This is a genomic window from Lacticaseibacillus rhamnosus (genome assembly GCF_900636965.1).
Taxonomy (GTDB): Bacteria; Bacillota; Bacilli; order Lactobacillales; family Lactobacillaceae; genus Lacticaseibacillus; species Lacticaseibacillus rhamnosus.
On sequence record NZ_LR134331.1, the window covers coordinates 312,065 to 332,237 of the forward strand.

Sequence of the window (20,173 nt, forward strand, 5' to 3'; positions counted from 1 at the left end):
GTGACTCGTTACCATGGTATCCTTAAAGCTGGAAAGCAAAAGACGTTAATTAGAAAGCGCGTTCATAAAGGCAGTATCGCTATTCTTGCGCCACGTGAATACGCGCGTCTAAAGCATGATGGAGGCATAAAAATGGATAAGCCATTGGCAAAGTATATTGATCACACGTTATTAAAGCCAGACGCAACGCAAGCCCAGATTGATGTGATTTTGGATCAGGCGAAGCAATATGATTTTGCTTCAGTGTGCATTAATCCTTATTGGGTTGTGCGGGCAGCAGCCAGTCTACGCGACACCGATGTTAATGTTTGCACGGTTATTGGTTTCCCACTTGGCGCTAACACGACACAGACCAAAGTATTTGAAGCCGGTCAAGCAGTTGACGAAGGTGCTAAGGAAGTCGATATGGTTTTAAATATCGGTGAACTGAAAGCTGGTCATGATGATCATGTTCGCGCGGATATTCAAGCAGTTGCCGACATCACGCATGCAAAAGGCGGCATTCTTAAGGTCATCATTGAAGCAGTTCTATTAACTGATGATGAAAAAGTGACGGCATGCAAACTCGCAGCTGCAGCCGGCGCTGATTTCGTTAAAACGTCAACCGGGTTTGCTGCAGGGGGTGCGACGGTTCATGATGTCAAACTCATGCGGCAGACAGTCGGTGATCAATTAGGTGTCAAAGCGGCCGGTGGTATCCACACCTATGCTGAAGCCAAAGCGCTCATTGAAGCCGGCGCCGATCGTTTGGGTGCCAGTGCCGGCGTGCAGATTTTAAAGGAAGCAGGGGAAGCTTAAGATGGCTTTTGATCGAATCATTACCATTGTCTTAGATTCAATTGGGATTGGCGAAGCACCGGATGCGGCTAAATATCACGATACCGGTGCCGATACGCTTGGTCACATTGGCGATTATTTTGCCGGGAAATTATCGTTGCCTAATTTACAGGCAATCGGTCTGGGCAATATTGACCGCCCTACGCCAATTGCTGGGGTTAAGCCATTAGGGAGTCCGAGTGGCTATTTTGGCAAAATGTCCGAGATTTCAGCAGGTAAAGATAGTATGGACGGTCATTGGGAGATGATGGGTCTGCCGGTGACGGAACCGCTTGGCTATTTTCCTAATGGATTCCCGGAAGACTTGATTAAACAAATTGAAGAATTTTCCGGCCGGCATGTCATCTTAAATAAGCCTTATTCCGGCACCGAGGCGATTAAAGACTATGGTGAAGAGCAGCTGAAAACCGGTGATCTGATTGTTTATACGTCTGGCGATTCGGTCTTGCAGATTGCGGCTCAGACTGATGTTATCCCCTTAGAGGAACTGTATCGGATTTGCCGTTATGTCCGCAGCATCACGATTGACGCCCCATATCGCATCGGCCGGGTGATTGCGCGACCGTACGTGGGAACCGATCCGACAACCTTTACGCGTACCAGTGATCGGCATGATTATACATTGAAACCGGATAAGCCCACTGACTTGGATCGCTTGCAGGGAGCCGGTGTGCCGACATATGGCATTGGCAAGATCAATGATATTTTCTCCGGACAAGGATTGGATGATGGGGTGCACACGGTTAGCAACGTGGATGGGATGAATCAAACGATTGCCGCCGTAAAATCCGATCGCAAAGGCTTTATTTTCACCAATCTCGTGGATTTTGATGCCATGTATGGTCATCGGCGTAATGCTCAAGGCGATGGTGACGCATTAATGACGTTTGACCACCAGTTAGGCGATTTGTTGACGGTGTTGCGGCGTGAGGATTTGCTTATGATTACGGCCGATCATGGTAACGACCCGACATTTCGCGGGACAGATCATACGCGCGAGTTCGTCCCGTTACTAGCATATAGCAAGGCATTAGCCGGCAACGGGGATCTGGGTATCCGTTCGCCTTTTTCCGATTTAGGGGCCACCATTCTCGACAATTTCGAGGTCACCGGGAATCAGGTAGGGCAATCGTTTTTGAGTCTGCTTCGCTAATGAGGCTAGGATCCGGTAGTTGTAGTTGCAATCAATCCGGATGATGACGGGTAGCTATCTGACGGTTGTCACTTGCTTGTCGTTCATTTGTCGACCCGAATCCAACTAAGGGGGAATTTTCATCATGAGTACACATATTGACGCTCCAAAAGGCGCTATTGCAGATGTTGTTTTGTTACCGGGCGATCCATTACGTGCACAATATATTGCCGAACATTTTTTGGAAAAGGCTGTCCGCTACAATACAGTGCGTAATGCCTTTGGTTATACGGGCACCTTTGAAGGGCGACGGATCTCAGTTCAAGCGACGGGGATGGGGATTCCTTCAATTTCAATTTATGTTAATGAACTTATTCAGGATTATGGCGTTAAAACACTGATTCGAGTGGGGACTGCTGGTGGTATGGGTAGCGATGTTAAGGTACGGGATGTCATTCTGGTACAAGGATCATCGACAGACAGCAGCATCGTTTTGAATACGTTTGGGGCGGGGATGTATTTTGCCCCAATAGCCGACTTTCAGCTTTTGCGTGAGGCAGCAAATTTGGCAGACGCTGGGGCATTGCGCTACCATGTGGGTAATGTGCTCGGAGAAGATCGCTTCTACAACGATGAAATGGATCGTCAAAAGCTCATCGATTATGGCGTGTTAGCCACCGAAATGGAGACCCCTGCACTATATCTTCTGGCTGCGAAGTTCCATGCACAGGCGTTATCAATCCTCACCGTCTCAAATCACCTGATCACGGGTGAAGAAACAACGGCTCAAGAGCGTCAGACTAGCTTTAATGACATGATCGGGTTGGCACTGGGCGTCGCTAAAAAGATTCCTGTACGTTAAATAACGTATAAGTTGAAGGCATACCCGTGTAAAATGACGGTTTAAAATTTTCCGGAAATAGCAAATTAATGTGCGAAGAAGTAGGAAACGTGTTATTCTGTATATGGTTTCTTAAGAAAAGGTAAATGCAAATTAAAGTGTAAATTTAGATTCGTGCAATTATTCAGTTTAGAAATGGAGGAGTACATACATGGTAGATTCTAAGAAAGTATTGTCAGTAACGGCAGGCTTCGTTGGTGCTGCCGGTCTGGCGGCTTTAGCAACCGGAGCCAATACCGTTTCTGCATCGACAGGGACGGTCAGTTACAAATCCGGTGCGACCACCGTATGGAATAGTCCATCATGGCACCAAGTCAAACGCTACGTGACTTTTGGCGACACGGTGCAGCTATTAGGTAAAACCGTTGACCAAAATGGTGCTACTTGGTATAAAGTTGGCGACAATCAGTGGATTCCGGAATTGTATTTGAATGTTGCGGGTAAAACGGCCACGGTTGAAACACCGAGTTCGGCAGCAAGTCAAACTGCTGTCAGCCAAGCACCGGCTAGTCAGGCGCCTACAAGCCAAGCACCAGCAACCCAAACACCTGCAGCACCACAAACCGATACCCAAACAGCTAATACACAGCTTTATGTCAAGAATATCGGTTCAGCAGTTACCGTATGGACAACCCCGGCGTATACTCATGCGACAGGTCAATATCTAGAAGGCAGCCAGACACTGACGGCTGTTGCCCAGCAGCAAGCAAATGGTGAAACGTGGTATCGGCTTGCCAACGGCGGTTATGTTCCTGCACGGTTTGTTAGCACAACGCCAGTGGCTGTAACACCACAACCTGCAGCGCCACAGTCAAATGAGGCCAGTGTTGCATCAACGAACACCAATGCAGCTAATGATTCTGCCGCTGCTTCTAGTGCAGCCGCATCGCAAGCCGCAGCTTCCAGTGCTGCCGCTTCTACAGCAGCAGCTAATGCAGCAGTAGCATCTGCAAATGCCATTGCATCACAAGCAGCGGCTTCTGAAGCTGCTGCATCTCAAGCGGCTGCATCACAAGCCGCAGCGTCTCAGGCTGCCGCATCACAAGCTGCAGCGTCTCAGGCGGCTGCATCACAAGCCGCCGCTTCACAAGCTGCAGCGTCCCAGGCTGCCGCATCACAAGCAGCTGCAAATGCTGCCCAGCAGGCGCCGGCTAACCAGGCAAATGTTACAACAACACAGGTTAATGCCAATCAAGCTCAACAGCAAACCGCGACGGCTACACCAGCAGTTAACACGTCTAATCAGACGGCGGCCGTAAGTGCTTCAAGACAGGCCAAGATTCAAGCAGTGATTGCCATTGCCGAACAACAAGTTGGTAAGCCATACGTTTGGGGCGGTAAGGGGCCTAACAGCTTTGATTGCTCCGGTTTGATGTATTACGCTTTCCTGAATGGCGCTGGCGTCAACATTGGTGGCTGGACAGTTCCTCAAGAATCTTCAGGGACACAAGTTTCACTGAGTGCTTTGCAACCCGGTGACTTACTCTTCTGGGGTAGTCACGGTTCAACCTATCACGTTGCCCTGTACATCGGTGGCGGCACGATGATTCAGGCGCCACAGCCAGGTGAAAATGTTAAATATACCGCGCTGGCATACTTCATGCCTGACTTTGCGGTTCGCCCGTCACTATAAGCTTAATGATCGAATGAAGAATGCAAGAACATCTCTGAGTCGTTAGAGGTGTTCTTTTTATATTAAAAAACCAGACAGTTCCGCGGCTCTTAGTGGCTGCATGAACTGTCTGGTTTTATATACATGACAAAATATTCGTAAAGCGAGTTAGGCTACCGGTGTTGTCGTTTTCTTTTTAGCCTTGGCAACTGCCGCCATAGCTACGGCGTTTACCCAGTTAATCGGCTGATCGAAGTTAGGTTGGAAGAGCATGTCAACCATCGCAAGTGTTTCGATCGTCATGTGGGTCTGGATCGCTAGCGAAATGACATTAGCGCTTTGGCTGATATCGTGCTTGGAGAAAAAGGCACCTCCTTTAACTTCGTGCGTCTTGGGATCCCATGTCAGGCTGCAGAGCACCGGCGTTGTGGTTAACATGAAATCGGGACGATAATCCTGTTCGATCGTGACACTATCAAGCTCAAGTCCACGTGCGTGAGCGCCTTCCACCGTTAGGCCGCTTGCCGCAATGGCGTGATCAAAAAGTTCAACAGCCGAGCTAGATTGTGTTCCCAGGTATTTTTCCGTGGGGGTCATGATATTTTTACCAACAAGAATGCCCTGACGGACTGCGTTGGTCGCAAGCGGGATGTAGTCATTTTTGCCAGTCGGATTATAGTGGACGGTAGCGGTATCACCAGCAGCGAAAATGTCGGGGTCACTGGTCTGCATATATGCATTTGTTATGACAGCGCCATTAGGCAGGGTGTCCAGATGGTCCTTTAGCAGATCCGTGTTCGGACGGAAGCCGGTACATAAAATTGCAATATCCGCGGTATAGTCGCCTTTATTGGTTGTAACCTTGATACCCTGATCAGCTTGTGCGAACTCGGTAACCATCTCATTGAGTGCCAAGTGAACCCCGTGATCGGTGTAAAGCTTTTCAACGCGATCCGTGATAGTGGCGTCAAAGTTTTTCGCCAAAACCCGTGGAAGTCCATCGATTAACGTGACTTCTTTGTCGGTTAACGCAAATTGTTCGGCTAATTCTGCACCGATGTAGCCTGCACCGATGACAATGGCGCTTTTAATGGACGGGGCCAGATCTTTTAGCGTCTTGGCGTCGGACCAATTTTTGCATAAGTAGACGTTTGAATCGTGAATACCGGGAATATTTGGAATGATTGGCGTCGATCCGGTTGTGTAGACTAATTTGTCATAAGTATCGGTAGTAACGGTTCCGGTTTTTAGATCCTTGACTTCAACTGTTTTAGTTGCTGGATCAATATTGAGCACGTCATGTTCCATTTGCATATTAGCACCGAGTTTAGCGAGTGCTTCGGGACTGGAATAGAACATTTTATCCGGGTCACTGACATGATCACCAACCCACAAAGCAATGCCGCACGAGAGGAAGGACAGGTTGTTATTGCGTTCGTAGACAGTAACCTCTGCATCTGGATGGTCGGTTAGAATCTGCTGGGTTGCAAATGTACCGGCATGGGTAGCACCAATGACAAGAATCTTCATATCGCAATCGCTCCTTTAAACTATTGATAAAAATTTCACAAGTGAATTATAACATAATTGATTGTGTCATGCTATATTGCTTGCGATTTATTTTGTGAAGAAAAAGTTAAGAAACGCTTTCAAAGCATCGAGATCCTGTCATTCCCAATGGCACTTACTAGTTAAGACGATGTTCTTGATAAGGGTAAATTTTTATGAGGGATTTACCCAGTACTGTTTATTTTTGTTTATACAAACAGGCCTTGAATCTTGGCTTGAAGGCGTTCTTGATTTAAAAGTGAAAGAAATTGGAAAAAATTGTTCATTAAGCGTTTACATTGAAGCGGTTACATGGTATAGTCATTTTGTTGAATAAACATGCACATGTGGATCGTTACTATTCAATTAGGCGTAACCACGGTAGTCGAAGATAGGAAAATATCTTCGGCTAACCGTGGTTTTTCTTTGCCCTTTTTCTACGCAGCCATATACGAGCAGCACGCTTTCATTTATCTGGATCGCGACCGGATAAAGTGACATCAAAAATTATCCAGGAAGAAGGTTTAACTATGCAAGTCATTGTTAAACGACTTGAGAAACATCAGGCGTTGTTTGAAAAAATCTCGCGTAATATTTACCTGATGGCCATTAAAGATGGTTTTCTGGCAGCAATGCCGATTATTCTGTTCTCCAGTATTTTCATTCTATTATCAAATATTCCGCCACTGATTGGGATTAAGGTTCCAGTTGATCTCAACGCATGGTTCAATAAGATTTATAACTACACAATGGGTTTTGTTGGTTTTTATGTTGCCGGGACGACAGCCAAGGCCTTAACTGGATCGATGAATCAACGAATTAAAGGTGGGCGCTTTCTCAACAATACGTCAACGATGATGGCTTCAATGGTAGGATTCATGCTGTTGGCGATTGGCACCACCAGTAAAGGCAACTTCTTACCAACATTCTTTGGCACACAAGGGATTTTGTCTGCCTTTGTTGCAGCGTTTGTGACTGTTTGGGTCTACAAATTCTGTGTTGAACGTGATTTGACCATCAAGATGCCTAAAGAAGTGCCTGGAGCCATTTCCCAGAACTTCCGTGATATTATTCCGTTCGGTGCTGCAACTTTAATTTTTTCACTCATTGATGTTGCCTCACGTGCGGCGTTGAAAGTGCCATTCAGTGCTATTATTGCGACTGTGCTTGCGCCTGTCTTTAAAGGTGCTGAGACATATCCTGGCATGATGTTTATTTGGTTCTTAATCCCGATGTTCTGGTTCTTGGGCGTACACGGACCATCAGTTGTCAAGCCAGCTCTTGAATCAGCATTGTTTGGGAACACCACCGCCAATTTGGACTTGTTTAAGGCCGGAAACTTTCCATATCATGCACTGACCGAAAATTTTGGTAACTTTGTTGGTGAACTTGGTGGTACCGGGGCGACCTTTATTGTCCCGTTTCTATTCATGTTTTTCATGAAATCAAAACAATTAAAAGCGATTGGTAAAGCATCATTTATCCCCGTTATGTTCGCGGTCAATGAACCACTGCTGTTCGGTGCACCAATCATCTTGAATCCTTACTTCTTAATTCCGTTTGTTTTGGCCCCAGTCGTTAATGTTGTAATTGGGAAGGCGTTTATTGATTTCCATATCATGAGAGGCTTTATGTACTTCATGTCGTGGGCATTGCCTGGGCCGATTGGTGCATTCATCGATACCAATTTCCAGTGGACTTCTTTGCTGCTTATGGCAATTTTGCTAACTGTGGATGCGCTGATCTATATGCCATTTATTAAAGCGTACGATGCTGAACTGCTTGAACAAGAAGCTGCTGTCGATGCCGGCACTGCAACCGCTGCAGCAACTGCTGGTGCAAGTGAAGTTACAGCTGAAGCAGATGCAGCAACGGCACAAGAATTCCCAGAACCGGAAGAGGTAAAGCAGGCTGAAACAGCTAAGCAAGAGGAAGCTAATCAAAATCCAGCTGCAGGAAAGAAACTCGATCATGAGTTGAAAGTATTAGTGCTATGTGCTGGTGGTGGTACAAGCGAACAATTAGCCAATGCCTTGACTGAAGGCGCTAAAGAGTATCATGAACCAATCGTTGCCAGTGCAGGTGCATATGGCTCACATCATGATATTTTGCCAAACTATGATCTGGTTGTTCTGGCACCACAAGTTCGAACCTACTACAGTGACTTAAAGCATGATACGGATCGTTTGGGGATTAAACTTGTTGCAACTAAAGGTCAACAATATATAGCCTTAACGCGTGATCCTGAAAAGGCATTGGATTTTATTGTTGAAAATTATAAGGATGTCGAAAAGAAACCACAAGATAGTTCAGATTCAAAGTAAATATGTTGACTTAATTTAAAATCAAGCGAAAAGAAAGGTAAGGCGGTGTATCGATGTTGCTAAAGGTCAAGCAAGTCTATAACAATAATGCTGTACTTGTAGACGTTGGCAACGGTAAAGAGGCGATTCTTCAGGGGAAAGGAATTGGTTTCAGCAAGCGTAAAGGTGATGACGTTGATCCAAAAGCGAGTTCGGAAATACTTTATCTAAATGATACGCAAGTCAAAAATCACTTTACATCTTTACTCAAAGATGTACCGATTGACATTGTTGTTGCTACATTTGGTGTGATCGGAATGGCAAAAAAGAAGTATCACTATCCGGTTTTGAACTATATTTATGTCACACTTACGGACCACGTCTTTCAGATGTATAAACGATTGACTGCCGGCAAATATCAAGCTAGTCCAGCGCCTGACATCCGTGATCGTTACCCGTTGCCTTACCAGATCGCAGCCGATGCGCGCCGACAGCTTAACCATGATCTTGGCGTTCAGTTTCCTGAAGCCGAAATTAAGAATATTGCCTTACATTTTATTAATGCAAAGGGAGTGGATGGCGAACTGGATCCGACCGTGACCCTGACGGCGCGCGTCAATGCAATCGTGACACAAGTATTTGCTAAATATGGGTTAAATCGCAATTTTGCTAATCAAAATTACTTCGATCGGCTAATGATTCATTTGCAATACCTTGTTGAACGTTTAAATACCAATGAGCAAGACGAGGCTGACCTTGGTCCGGAAATTGGTCAGGACTTCAGGCGCCTTTATCCCAAATCGTTTACGATCGCAACTGAAATTTGTACGGAGCTGGAAAAAGCCTTACAAATTAAGCTCAACGAAAACGAGCATGTGTACTTTATTATCCATATTCAACGGCTCATCCAAGAACCGCAAACACTTCCGCCTGAATATCCATAGCCGTGGGTGGGAGTTTAGAAAGTAATCTTGGCTTAGAGCGATTTAGGCTTAAGAAATCGCTGCTAGCGTAGAGGATTTTCAAACCAAGGGAGGAATTTTGATGGCAACCAAAGAAGAGATTTCAATGACCGGTTTTGCAATTGTTGCTTATGCCGGTGATGCGAAAACCGATTTAATTGAAGCATTGAACGAGGCTCGTAAAGGCAACTTCGAACATGCCCGCTCACTTGTTAAAGAAGCGCGTCAAAGTATCGATGACGCCCATAATGAACAAACCAAACTGCTTAGTAAAGAGGCAGGCGGCGAGAATATGGATGTTACTTTCATCATGGTTCATGGCCAAGATACGCTAATGACCACGATGATGCTGCTAGATACGATTAGTTTCACGATTGATGAGTATGAACGACTGGCGGCAATTGAAAAACAATTAGGCATTGCATTGCCAACAAACGATATCCATTAAAGTATCAAACGAAAGGAGTATCATTGTGACAAGTTTATTGAATCGCGTTCAATCACTGCCTAAAGGTTTTGTTTGGGGTGGAGCGACTGCTGCTTATCAGGTAGAAGGCGCCACCAAGGTAGACAGTAAAGGCAAAACCATGTGGGATGACTATCTGAAAGCTCAAGGCAGATTTTCGCCTGACCCAGCCAGTGATTTTTATCATCTTTATCCAGAAGATATTGAACTCGCCAAGCTCTATGGGTTGAATGCTATTCGGGTTTCGATTGCCTGGACACGGATCTTCCCAGATGGTTACGGTGAACCTAATCAAGCTGGGGTCGCATACTATCATCGTTTGTTTAAGTGCTGCCTTGATAACGGCATTACCCCGTATGTTTCGCTGCATCACTTCGATTCACCTAAAACGCTGTTCGATGATGGGGATTGGCTGAACCGTAAGAATATAGACTATTTTGTCGATTATGTCGATTTTTGCTTTAAAGAATTTCCGGAAGTTAAGAACTGGTTCACCATCAATGAGCTCATCTCGTTAGCCTTTTCGCAATACATTCAAGGCAACTTCCCGCCAAATCATCACTTTGATGTTACCAGTGCTATTCAAGCGCAGCACAACGAACTGTTAGCCCATGCGCGCGTGGTCAACTTGTTTAAGGAAAAAGGCTATCAAGGACGAATCGGATTGATTCATGTGCTGCAGCCGGTATATCCGTACCCGGATACACCAGCTAATGAGCATGCTGCGGCACTTGAAGATGCCTTCATGAATCGGTTCCTGCTGGATGGTACGTTTAAAGGCGAATATACGCCCGAAACGATGGCGTTGATCAATGAATTGCTGAAGGCCAACCATGCCAAGCTTGAAATCGAACCAGGCGATATGGATGTGTTGAAGCAAGCGTCCACGCAAAATGATTACTTTGGCATGAATTACTATCAACCTTCTTTTGTTGCTGCCTACGAAGGTGAAAGCACAAATTCGTTTAATGGTACCGGCGAAAAAGGGACCAGTTCCTTTAAGTTCCAAGGGGTTGGCCAGCACGTCAAAAATCCGGATGTGCCGACGACTGATTGGGACTGGAATATTTATCCGGCTGGCATGTACGACATGCTCAAACGAGTAGCTCGCGAATATCCAAATAGCAAGACGATTTACATTACTGAAAATGGCCTTGGTTATAAGGATAAGTATGAAGGCATTGGCAACCTCATTGAAGATGACAAACGCATCGATTTTATTGATCAACATGTTGCTGCGTTACTAAAAGCCCGCAGTGAAGGCGTTGATGTCCAAGGTTACTTCGTTTGGTCGCTGCAGGATCAATTTTCATGGGCCAATGGGTATAACAAACGATATGGGTTATTCTATGTCAACTTTGAAACCCAAGCGCGCGAAATTAAGAAGAGCGCACTGTGGTTTAGAGAATTAGGTAAAACCTTAAAAAATTAAAGAGACATGCAAAAACAGGCATTCCAAGTTCATCTGGCGTGCCTGTTTTTGTGTTGCTTCAAGTGGTCGCGGTGCTGGCCAGCCACCTGCCAATCATTTCCAAATGATGCATCAATTGGAACTTACGTACAACTCCCAACCCCGGGAAATGATGCTGCGCGGCCGCTGCCATCAAAGCTTTCGTTCCGAGCGTCTGTGCGTCGGGATGGTGTGGTAACCACGCAGCCAGCTGCACCAGAATTTCAAAAAATTTGGCTTGCGGGTTAGTGAAGTCGTCATTGTTGACTGAAACAAAATGGTGCAGGCGCAGGGAACCATCAGCTGCCGGGTAAACAAGGTGGATGGCTAAGGCGCGCTGCGGATAGCCATGCTCGAAATAATCAGCAGTGGCCAGCGGGTAATCCGCAAAGCCGATGCCTGGCAACATCAACGGCGGGTATTGGTAAAACTCATCTTGCAGCAGCCCATAATCAGATGTGTGTGGATAAACGGTGAAGTGATCATTTAAATAAACCGCGTGTGGCAAAGCTAACTGGCGCACCCGAGCTTCATCAGGCACCAAGGCCAGCTGACGGCGCGGCAATAATTTGGCTTGGGCGGCTGTGGTCGCAATAATCAAAGGCGCTGGTTGGGCATCAAAAATCCGCGCCTGCTGAACGGTCCCACTGATGTTCGGTAAATGACGCGGGGTTGCCAATAAGCGATACGTCCCGACTTGCGGGTTTTGAATCACATAAGCGGCATGCTGGGCTCGGCTAAAGGCACGGGTAGCTTTGGAGACGCCGGGGATGTCTTTAACCGGCTCAAGAATTGGCGTGACGGTGGCGGGCAATTGCTGGTGGGTGGCCAATTCCGAGACGGCCGCTAAGTCGAATTGTTTGCCGCGGATAATTGGAAAATAGTTCATGATAACCGAGCCATTTTTAAAGTTGCGAGTTCAGCCGTCAATGCATCGATTTCTTCTTGGAGCGCCGTGATCGTGGTATTGTTGAGTTCATCGACAAACTGGTCATAAAGATTTTTGTCAGGATGATAAATGTCATAATCTGCCGTTCGTTTACGCAGTTCCGTGAACAAGTCCGCGGTCGAAAATTGCCCGAGTCCCTTGACAACCTGCTTGGCTTTGACGACTTCACGGTTGAGACTGGCAATGAAGCGGTCGGTGAGCTGATTTTCTGGTACTTGCAAAGTCTGGCGGCGCGCAGGTTTGGCAATCGTCAACGTTCCCGGCGTCACCACCGGCACGGCACTTGCTTTAATAGCGGCTTTTGAAAATGGCTGGTAGACCAACACGCCAATCCCAGCCGGAATTTCGGCAGATACTGCTTTGTAAAGCCGTTGGGGCAAAACAAAATAGTTATAATGGCCGACAAAACTCAGTTGGGCATGACTATGAAAATCTGCTTTAGTGACTTTTAATTCAAAACACCGCCAAATCGTTTCGGACTGCTGTTTTTGCCGCACGAGGGTATCGACAATACCGAAGTCGTCCGGCATCGTGACTTCTTCGACCGCAGTAGCGCCTTGTGCTTGCCAATAAGCGTAAAGTGTCCTTTCTAAGTCACGCGTGAGTTGGGTTTTCATGATGGGCCTCCCAAAAGTGTGTCAGTAATTGCGCTAATTGCGTGGGATTGTAGCTAATCTGGGCGTGGGTCCAGTGATCAGGAAACAGACGGGCATAACGCGGGGTGATAAAGCGTTCATCAATCAGCAGGATCACGCCGACATCCTTGGCTCCGCGAATCACCCGGCCACCTGCCTGCAAGACATTGTTAAAGCCTGGCAGCTGATAGGCATAGGCAAAGCCCTGACCAGCATTGTGATCAAAATAAGCCCGCAACTGATCGGTTTCCGGATTGATCCCCGGTAAGCCCACTGACACAATCGCCACCCCAATCAATTGCGTCCCTTTGAGGTCAATCCCTTCAGCAAAAATGCCGCCAAGCACAGCAAAACCAATCACCGGCTCACTACCAGCCTTAAAGTGATCAAGAAATGCTTGCCGCTCACTTTCATTCATGGCATTTTCCTGAACACAGGTTTTAAGATCGGGATTTGCTGCAGTAAACGCCTCGTATGCCATTTTCAGATAGGCATAGGATGGAAAAAAGAAAAGATAATGCCCGGCTTCAGCCCTGACCAGCGTGGTGAGACTTGCGATCAGCGGCGGTAAATCCTGCGCGCGGCGGCGGTACGTGGTGTGGACACTCGCATCGACAATGACGGCCTGATTGTCCGGCGTAAACGGTGATGGCAAGGTGTAAGCAAGGCTATGTTCAGCGCCTCCCAGTAACTTTTGGAAATACGGCATCGGGGACAAGGTTGCTGAAAATAAAACCGTGCCTCGGCCTTTTTTCAAGGCATCATCGACAAAATGGGACGGGTCCAGACAGAGCATTTTAATCATAATCGTGTCATGTTCCTTGGCAATCTCGGTTTTGAAGGTATCGTCATAAAAATCACCAATGCGTAAATACTGATTAGCGAGAAAAAACACTGGTAAAACAAGTTCGACAGCAGGCTGCAACGCGGGGGTGGGCGGTTCTGCCAGCCAGTCGTGAACCGTTTCGGTAAACCGCGTTAGCACCTGCGTCAAGTCATCGAGCGGTGCTGCTTGAAAGATCAGTGACTGCCCGTTGAGTAGCTGATCAGCCAAGGTATTCATCGTGGTGACAATTCGCGTCATCGTCCGGCGTACTTTGGTTAATGCGGCTCCTTTGAACGGGGTGAGGGCTTGTTTGAGGTCGATAAAGTCCTGATTGGTCAGACTTGCGGTATACATATCGCGCGCCCGGCTGACAAGGTTGTGCGCTTCATCAACCAAGAAAAACTGACTGTCATCTGCTTCACTGAAGAATCGCTGCAAAAAAACCAAGGGATTGAATAAATAATTATAGTCGCAAATCACCACATCACAAAACAAACTGGCATCTAGCGAAAATTCAAATGGATCCAGTGTGTGTTTGCGAGCATAGGCTTCAATCACAGATCGGGTGAGTCGATCTTCATGTTCCAAAAGATCATGCAGTGCGGGTTTCAGGCGATCATAATAGCCAAGCATATAGGGATTTTGACTAGGGTCATCGGGCTCATCGGCGAAGGTAATCGTGTCTTTAGCCGTTAAGGTGATGCTTTTGGCTCTAAGTCCGGCGTCTGCCATCAGCGCCATTGCCTGTTCCGCCACCCGACGTGTACTTTGCTTGGCTGTCAGATAAAAAGCGCGCTGAATCAACCCACTACCCATGGCTTTAATGGTCGGGAAAAGCGTTGAAATGGTTTTGCCGGTACCGGTGGGCGCCTGCACAAACAAACGCGCGCGGCTGTATATGGCTTTGTAAACAGCGGCAGCGAACTCGTGCTGGCCAGTGCGGTACTGCGGAAACGGAAACTTGAGCGTGGCGATAGAAGCATTTCGCTGTTTAATAATATCGCTGCGCAGTTTTAACCAGGCAGTGAATTCATCAAGTAAATCGGTGAAATCATCGGCTAACTCGGCGGCACTTTTTGTTTCAGTGAAGCGGCTGACTGTGTCGGTACTGGTTTGAACATAAACCAAGGTGATAACGGCATGGTCTTGATGCCGCTGTTGGCAAAGCAGGTGACCATAAATCCGTGCCTGCGCCCAGTAGCGATCCTTCGTGTTTTGCGAACATTCTTCCCATGAACGGGCACTAGTTTTAATTTCTTCAACGGTTAGCGTCTTGTTTTCGGTCCAAACCCCATCGGCACGGCCTTCTAGTTGATAATCCTCGTCATTGACGGTAACGGTGGTTTTTAAATAGACTTCTTTTTCATAATCCGACTTCCGATGCGCTGCTTGAAGTTTGCGGTGAATCTGGCTGCCGATCATGGCGGTGTTATTTGAGTTACTGGTAACCGGATTTAGATCACCGGTACGAACGGTTAACTCGACAAATTCGCGAATCCCGATACGGTTATGAGCCATCAGCGCACCTCCTCGTTGTGTGAGTATGATTAGCTTTTAGTATAGAACATACATTCTGTTTGGGGAAATTGTGGGTGGGATTCCGGTTGTTTCTTTGCTTTTAATAGAATTAGAGGCATAATAGGGGGTGTCAAGACATATGACAAATACGGCGGCTTGCAAACACTGTCGATCGGTAAGCCGCGACATCAAATGAGGGACATATGATGAAAAAGACAAGTTTCTGGCGATTGTTAGGGTTTATGGGCGCGATTTTATTGTTATTGACCGCCTGTGGTAAGCAAGGTTCTGCGGCAAAGTCGTCGTCCAGTGCGCCGGTTAAAATTACATACTGGCATCGGATGACCGGGACTTATGACAAGTCGCTGAATAAGTTGATTACCAAATTCAACAATAGCCAAAAGAAGTACAAGGTGGTTGCGACCTCTCAGGGTTCATACAACGCCTTGCAACAAAAGATCATGGCGGCAGGAAAATCCAAGACGCTGCCAACCATGGCCCAGTCACCGTATACAAATATCGGTGACTATGTGAAGAATCAGTTGTTGTTGCCGTTTGATTCGGAAATGTTAAATGGTTCGAATAAATTAAGCAATCGTCAATTGAAAGATATTTACCCAAGCTTTTTAGCGGCGGGCAAATACGACGGTAAGTACTATGGCTTGCCATTTTCAGTTTCCACTTCGGTACTCTTTTATAACAAGAAGTTGATGTCACAGTATAACATCAGTATGCCAAAGACCTGGGCTGATTTTGCGGCGGATCAGGATAAGCTAAAGGGGACCGATATTAACGCCATCGAGCTGGATCAGAGTTATGATGTGGCCTTGGAAGGGATGGCTTATGGTGCTGGCAGTCAGCTGATCACGCCGAAGTTGAAGGCTAACTTGAATGCACCGAAGACATTAGCCGCGGTGAATCAGATCCTTGATTTGCGCAAGAGTGGTGCGTTAAAGACCGCCGGCGAAGATCAGTACTTCAGTGTGCCGTTTGCAAATGGCAAGGCCGTCTTTGGGATTGGTTCCTCTGCTACGGTTCCGGTGTTGCTTCAACAGGCACCCAAGAGTCTTGATTGGGGTACCGCGGTCATTCCGGAATACGAAGGCAAGCGCAGCAACCCGCTCAACGGGAATTACAATGTGCTCTTCAAAGGCGCCTCTAAAGCGCAACAAGCCGGTGCCTGGGCCTTCCAGAAGTTCTTGCTGAAGTCGGAAAATGCCGCACAGTGGGCCAAAGCTTCCGGTTACGTGCCAGTGACTAAGAGTGCGTCTAACAGTGCCACCTTCAAAGCCTATCTGGAAAAGAACACGCAATACAAAGCAGCAGTTTCAGCAGTCTCACAAAGCTTTGCCTCTACTGTTTTTGCCGGTTACACCGACTACCGCAACGATTTGATGAGTACCGTTGACAGTACCTTGACCAAGAATATCAGTGGCGAAACCGCCTTTGATAATCTACAAAAGCAGACCGACAAAATTTTAGAAGAAAATAAATAGTTTTTTAATCAGCCAGTAATACCGCGATGTGTTACTGGCTTTTTGCTGCCATGTCGGTAAACAACCGTCTGTCGCTGCCGATGTCATGATGCGGACATGGCGGAAAACAGTTTACATCATTGAGGTCGGATTTGCGCCGTATTACCTTAGTGGGCTATGATGGTCAAAGCATTGTTATGCATTAAAGGAGACCGATATGGAAATCAATGTACACAAATTTCAGGAAGCTATTTTGGCCGGCACTTTCGAACACACAGCAGTTCACGTCACTGCTGCGGCATTCAAGAAAGACGGCATCGCTGACGCACTGACGAAGGTCTTTGCAGATGTCCGCGCGGCGATTGAGAAGGATCAATTGATTCAGGCGGATTTGGTGGTTGATTTCCCTGAACCGACAACCATTACCGTTGAGACCGGGATCATCAACCTGCCATTTGCGAATGTTAATAAAATCCCTAATTTTCTGGAACCGGATGAAATTGTTCCGGTACGGGTTTATTTAATTGTGGCATCACCTTTTGTCAACGTATCAGGTTTGCGCATTGATGAAGCCGCGACTGCCGCTGATTATTTGCAGGATTTTGACACGATCAATGCCCAAATGACGGCCTCAGTTCAGGAAAAGCTTGAACACATTCAAACCGAAATGGCCAAGCCAAAAGAAACCGTTAAAGAAGTGCCCGCCAATAAGCAAAAGACCACGGCTAAAAAAACCACGCGGCGAGCGACGACCAAGAAGAAAACGACCACGCGGAAAACAACCAAGAAGTCGACTAGTGCAAGTAAGGCGGCGCCCAAACGTACGACGACTAAAAAAACAACGACACGTAAAACTACTAAAAAATAGCCTTTTAGCGAATAGTGATCCTGAGCTTGATGACTAGTTTTTCGTTATTGCTGTCAGAATTAAGTTACTGAAAAAAGGTAGGCCCGTTGCACTTCAAAAGGTGTGACGGGTTTTTCGCGTGCCAAAAACGCATGCAGTGAATGAAACACTATAAGCAAGCAAGACAGGCAAAAACTATCAAGGACATATAAATTAAACAATGGCGCAAAAGTTGCGCTTTTATAAATGCAAAAGGAAACGTTTGCAGAAGCTGAATAGTGGTCTAGACTCGTATAAGTGGAGAGGGGGAACGGCAATTTGAAAGATAAAAAGCTGCTTATTTTAGAATTCCTGTTACAGCATGGCACCGTTCATTACGATCAAATTGCCGCTGCAACCGGACTTTCCGAGCGGACAATTGGCAATTACCTGAATCGGTTAGACGGGGAATTACGACCGTATAATGTCAAACTGGTGCGCAAGCGTAATGTCGGCATACGTTTAGACGGACCGGCCGATCAAAAAGCCCACTTATTGCGGAGCGTTCACGGGCAGGAGGGCTTTGCCTCTCAAAGTGCAAGAGTGCATTATCTGATGATTAAATTATTGCTGACGACGCGACCATGTACACTTAGCAAATTAGCGGATGATTTATTTGTAAGCCGCCGGACGATTGATAACGATTTTAAGGTGGTGAAACAAATATTTGCGCAGAATCAGGTGACGGTTCACACAAGTCGTCGCGGCATTCAGGTGACGGCGTCTGAAGCCAACCGGCGGCATATGTTAGCTAAATTGTTACGGCAATATTGGGGTGAAAGTCTTTATATCGCGAAACAAAAAGACGGAGAAGTCGTTCAGCAAATTCAGTTGCCGCATTATCTGAATCATTTAGTGAACCCGGCAACGACCAAAGCGGTTATGCAAAGCCTTACTGAGTTTTTAAAGCAATCAAGCCTTATCTTTTCCGATTATGCGCTGCAGTCCTTAGCCATTCATCTCATTATCGCCTGTGAACGGCCTAAAAAGGAACAGCCGACCGCGATTCATTTAACGCCGATGCTTCCGGAAACGAAGCAATTGCTGGCCTTAGTCAGTAAGTACGTTCACCAGACGCTAGACGCAGCCAATGCCCAACAGATCAATGCCCATATCGCGGCGCTTGTGGATCGACAAGTGAGCGGGGCACCTGCTGCCAGCATTGAAGATCAGACAACGCCGGAACTTAGAAGACAAATCGCAAGCTGGCTCACCCAAATATCACCGGATAAACGCTTGCTGGAAGACTTAAGCGTCCATCTTAGCGGGGCACTGGTGCGAGTCGCCCATGGTATGTCCATTCCCAATCCCTATACGGAAGAAATAAAGCGGAACTTCCCGATGGCATTTGATGCCGCTGCTCAATTAAGCATGACGGTCGCTAAACATTATCATGTCCAGCTCAATGACGATGAATCAGGCTTTTTGGCGTTACATTTTGAGTCCTTTTTTGAACGGCAACAAGTCGCTGATCGCATTTCGACGGTCGTTGTCTGCTCTAGCGGTGTCGGAACCAGTCGTTTATTAGCGCAACGGCTTGAAGAACGATTTCGCGAGAAGTTAGTGATTACCCGCACCATCGGCTTGGCTGAACTGATGCGTCATGCGATCCCTGAATCACTCATTATTAGCACGGTGCCAATTCAGGGAATGCGGCAGCCGGTCGTCACGGTTAACCCATTGCTGTTGCAGCACGATGTTGAAAAAGTCTCCCAACAAGCTGATCGCTTTCGTTTCGGAACAGAAGGTGATGCCTTTCTCGGTTTGCTTGAGCCGGCTTTGATTGTCCCCAACTTACCGAGTACGGATCGGGAAACGGCTCTAAGTACACTGATCCAGCGGTTAACCCAAGCCGGTGTCTTTGAGGACGCATCCTTACCGCTTAAACTTGCCGAAGATCGTGAAAAGTTGGCGACGACCGCCATGGGCCTAGTTGCGATGCCGCATATCTCCCCCGAAATGGTCAGGCGCCCTGCCATCGCCCTTGGCTTAGCTCCGGATGGTTTGGATTGGGCAGGCCAAAAGGTTAAAGTGATTTTCTTTTTGGCAGTGACCGCAACAGTTCCAGGTGATCAAAGAGGGATTTATCAGGTGATTAATCGCTTAATAGATGATCAACGTTTTTGTGAAGTGTTAGCACAAAGTCAATCAACGACCGAAGCGGTAAAGGCTTTGGCTGAATATATCCATAAGGAGTTAATTGAAGATGAATGAAGTTAATGTACCAACGGATGTTCACACGGATGTGGCAGTGCCATCCGATAAACATGCTGCCTTGGGTACGATTGCAACGATTCTAAGCGCACAACATCCTATTTCTGCTGATGAACTGCGGACGAATCTTATTGCACGTGAGGATGAAAGCACGACCGGATTTGGTAATGGCGTTGCGATTCCGCATGCCAAGGTCAATGGATTAACCGATCCTTTTGTTGGTGTCGTGACATTTAAACAGCCCGTCGATTGGGGTTCACTGGATGGCCAGCCAGTTTCCATTGCCATTGTTCTTGTGATGCCAAATCAAAATGGGGCAGATAAAGTCCACTTAAAAATGCTTTCTAAATTGGCGCGCAAACTGATGGACGATGATTTTATAAAAGCGCTAAAAGCAGCACAACACGATAAGGACCAAATGACCAAAGTGTTGAATGAGGTTCTTTAAACAGAAAGGGG

16 protein-coding genes are annotated in these 20,173 nt (G+C 46.8%); 12 read left to right on the forward strand and 4 right to left on the reverse strand.

The genetic code is table 11. From position 1 onward, the window contains the following. Window positions 1-132: 132 nt before the first annotated feature. From deoC to msp1, 4 genes are all read left to right on the forward strand, one after another. Window positions 133-798 carry a deoxyribose-phosphate aldolase gene (gene deoC, locus EL173_RS01565; protein ID WP_019728332.1) on the forward strand — a complete coding sequence of 222 codons (666 nt, stop codon included), beginning with the start codon at window positions 133-135 and terminating at the stop codon, window positions 796-798. Between the two features lies 1 nt (window position 799). Beyond that, a complete protein-coding gene (locus tag EL173_RS01570) occupies window positions 800-1,990 on the forward strand; it encodes a phosphopentomutase (RefSeq protein ID WP_005691307.1) in 1,191 nt (396 codons plus the stop codon). A gap of 124 nt (window positions 1,991-2,114) precedes the next feature. After that, window positions 2,115-2,831, forward strand: a complete 717-nt coding sequence (gene deoD, locus EL173_RS01575) for a purine-nucleoside phosphorylase (RefSeq protein WP_005687642.1) — start codon at window positions 2,115-2,117, stop codon at window positions 2,829-2,831. Window positions 2,832-3,021: 190 nt separating this feature from the next. Beyond that, on the forward strand, window positions 3,022-4,503 hold the full coding sequence (gene msp1, locus EL173_RS01580) for a cell wall hydrolase P75 (RefSeq protein WP_005691309.1): 1,482 nt from the start codon (window positions 3,022-3,024) through the stop codon (window positions 4,501-4,503). A 147-nt stretch (window positions 4,504-4,650) separates the two neighbouring features. Here the strand turns inward: msp1 and EL173_RS01585 are convergent, their stop codons facing one another. Next, window positions 4,651-6,012, reverse strand: coding sequence for an FAD-dependent oxidoreductase (locus EL173_RS01585; RefSeq protein ID WP_005691311.1), 1,362 nt, complete (start codon window positions 6,010-6,012; stop codon window positions 4,651-4,653). A gap of 548 nt (window positions 6,013-6,560) precedes the next feature. On the opposite strand from EL173_RS01585, the gene EL173_RS01595 reads away from it, so the two are divergent. The 4 genes from EL173_RS01595 to lacG all read left to right on the forward strand — a co-directional run bounded on the left by EL173_RS01595 (window position 6,561) and on the right by lacG (window position 11,193). After that, window positions 6,561-8,354 carry a PTS lactose transporter subunit IIBC gene (locus tag EL173_RS01595; RefSeq protein ID WP_005714797.1) on the forward strand — a complete coding sequence of 598 codons (1,794 nt, stop codon included), beginning with the start codon at window positions 6,561-6,563 and terminating at the stop codon, window positions 8,352-8,354. A 53-nt stretch (window positions 8,355-8,407) separates the two neighbouring features. Then, window positions 8,408-9,277 carry a PRD domain-containing protein gene (locus EL173_RS01600; protein ID WP_014571077.1) on the forward strand — a complete coding sequence of 290 codons (870 nt, stop codon included), beginning with the start codon at window positions 8,408-8,410 and terminating at the stop codon, window positions 9,275-9,277. 100 nt (window positions 9,278-9,377) lie between these two features. Beyond that, window positions 9,378-9,743 (forward strand): PTS lactose/cellobiose transporter subunit IIA, encoded by a 366-nt coding sequence (locus tag EL173_RS01605; protein WP_005691321.1) that lies wholly within the window; start codon window positions 9,378-9,380, stop codon window positions 9,741-9,743. Between the two features lie 25 nt (window positions 9,744-9,768). After that, window positions 9,769-11,193: a 6-phospho-beta-galactosidase gene (gene lacG / locus EL173_RS01610; RefSeq protein ID WP_005691323.1), complete on the forward strand. Its 1,425-nt coding sequence runs from the start codon at window positions 9,769-9,771 to the stop codon at window positions 11,191-11,193. Between the two features lie 58 nt (window positions 11,194-11,251). Here lacG and EL173_RS01615 read toward each other — a convergent pair whose 3' ends face one another. From EL173_RS01615 to EL173_RS01625, 3 genes are read right to left on the reverse strand one after another with little or no spacing between them, the layout of a single operon-like run. Then, window positions 11,252-12,100, reverse strand: a complete 849-nt coding sequence (locus EL173_RS01615; RefSeq protein WP_005691325.1) for a sce7725 family protein — start codon at window positions 12,098-12,100, stop codon at window positions 11,252-11,254. Next, entirely contained in the window at window positions 12,097-12,777 is a 681-nt protein-coding gene (locus tag EL173_RS01620; RefSeq protein WP_005691327.1) for a hypothetical protein, read from the reverse strand. Before EL173_RS01620 ends, EL173_RS01615 begins: the two co-directional genes overlap by 4 nt. Continuing rightward, window positions 12,755-15,139 carry an ATP-dependent DNA helicase gene (locus EL173_RS01625; RefSeq protein ID WP_005691329.1) on the reverse strand — a complete coding sequence of 795 codons (2,385 nt, stop codon included), beginning with the start codon at window positions 15,137-15,139 and terminating at the stop codon, window positions 12,755-12,757. The genes EL173_RS01620 and EL173_RS01625 overlap by 23 nt, the downstream gene beginning before the upstream one ends. A gap of 206 nt (window positions 15,140-15,345) precedes the next feature. Between EL173_RS01625 and EL173_RS01630 the strand changes: the two genes are divergently transcribed. The 4 genes from EL173_RS01630 (at window position 15,346) to EL173_RS01645 (ending at window position 20,162) form a co-directional block, all read left to right on the forward strand. After that, window positions 15,346-16,635: an ABC transporter substrate-binding protein gene (locus EL173_RS01630; RefSeq protein ID WP_014571078.1), complete on the forward strand. Its 1,290-nt coding sequence runs from the start codon at window positions 15,346-15,348 to the stop codon at window positions 16,633-16,635. Between the two features lie 196 nt (window positions 16,636-16,831). Next, complete coding sequence (locus tag EL173_RS01635) at window positions 16,832-17,482, forward strand: hypothetical protein (protein ID WP_005691332.1); 651 nt, start codon at window positions 16,832-16,834, stop codon at window positions 17,480-17,482. A 297-nt stretch (window positions 17,483-17,779) separates the two neighbouring features. Further along, the gene (locus EL173_RS01640) at window positions 17,780-19,714 is read left to right on the forward strand and encodes a BglG family transcription antiterminator (protein WP_014571079.1); all 1,935 of its coding nucleotides are present in this window, start codon (window positions 17,780-17,782) and stop codon (window positions 19,712-19,714) included. Beyond that, a complete protein-coding gene (locus EL173_RS01645) occupies window positions 19,707-20,162 on the forward strand; it encodes a PTS sugar transporter subunit IIA (RefSeq protein WP_005691336.1) in 456 nt (151 codons plus the stop codon). Before EL173_RS01640 ends, EL173_RS01645 begins: the two co-directional genes overlap by 8 nt. Window positions 20,163-20,173: the final 11 nt, after the last annotated feature.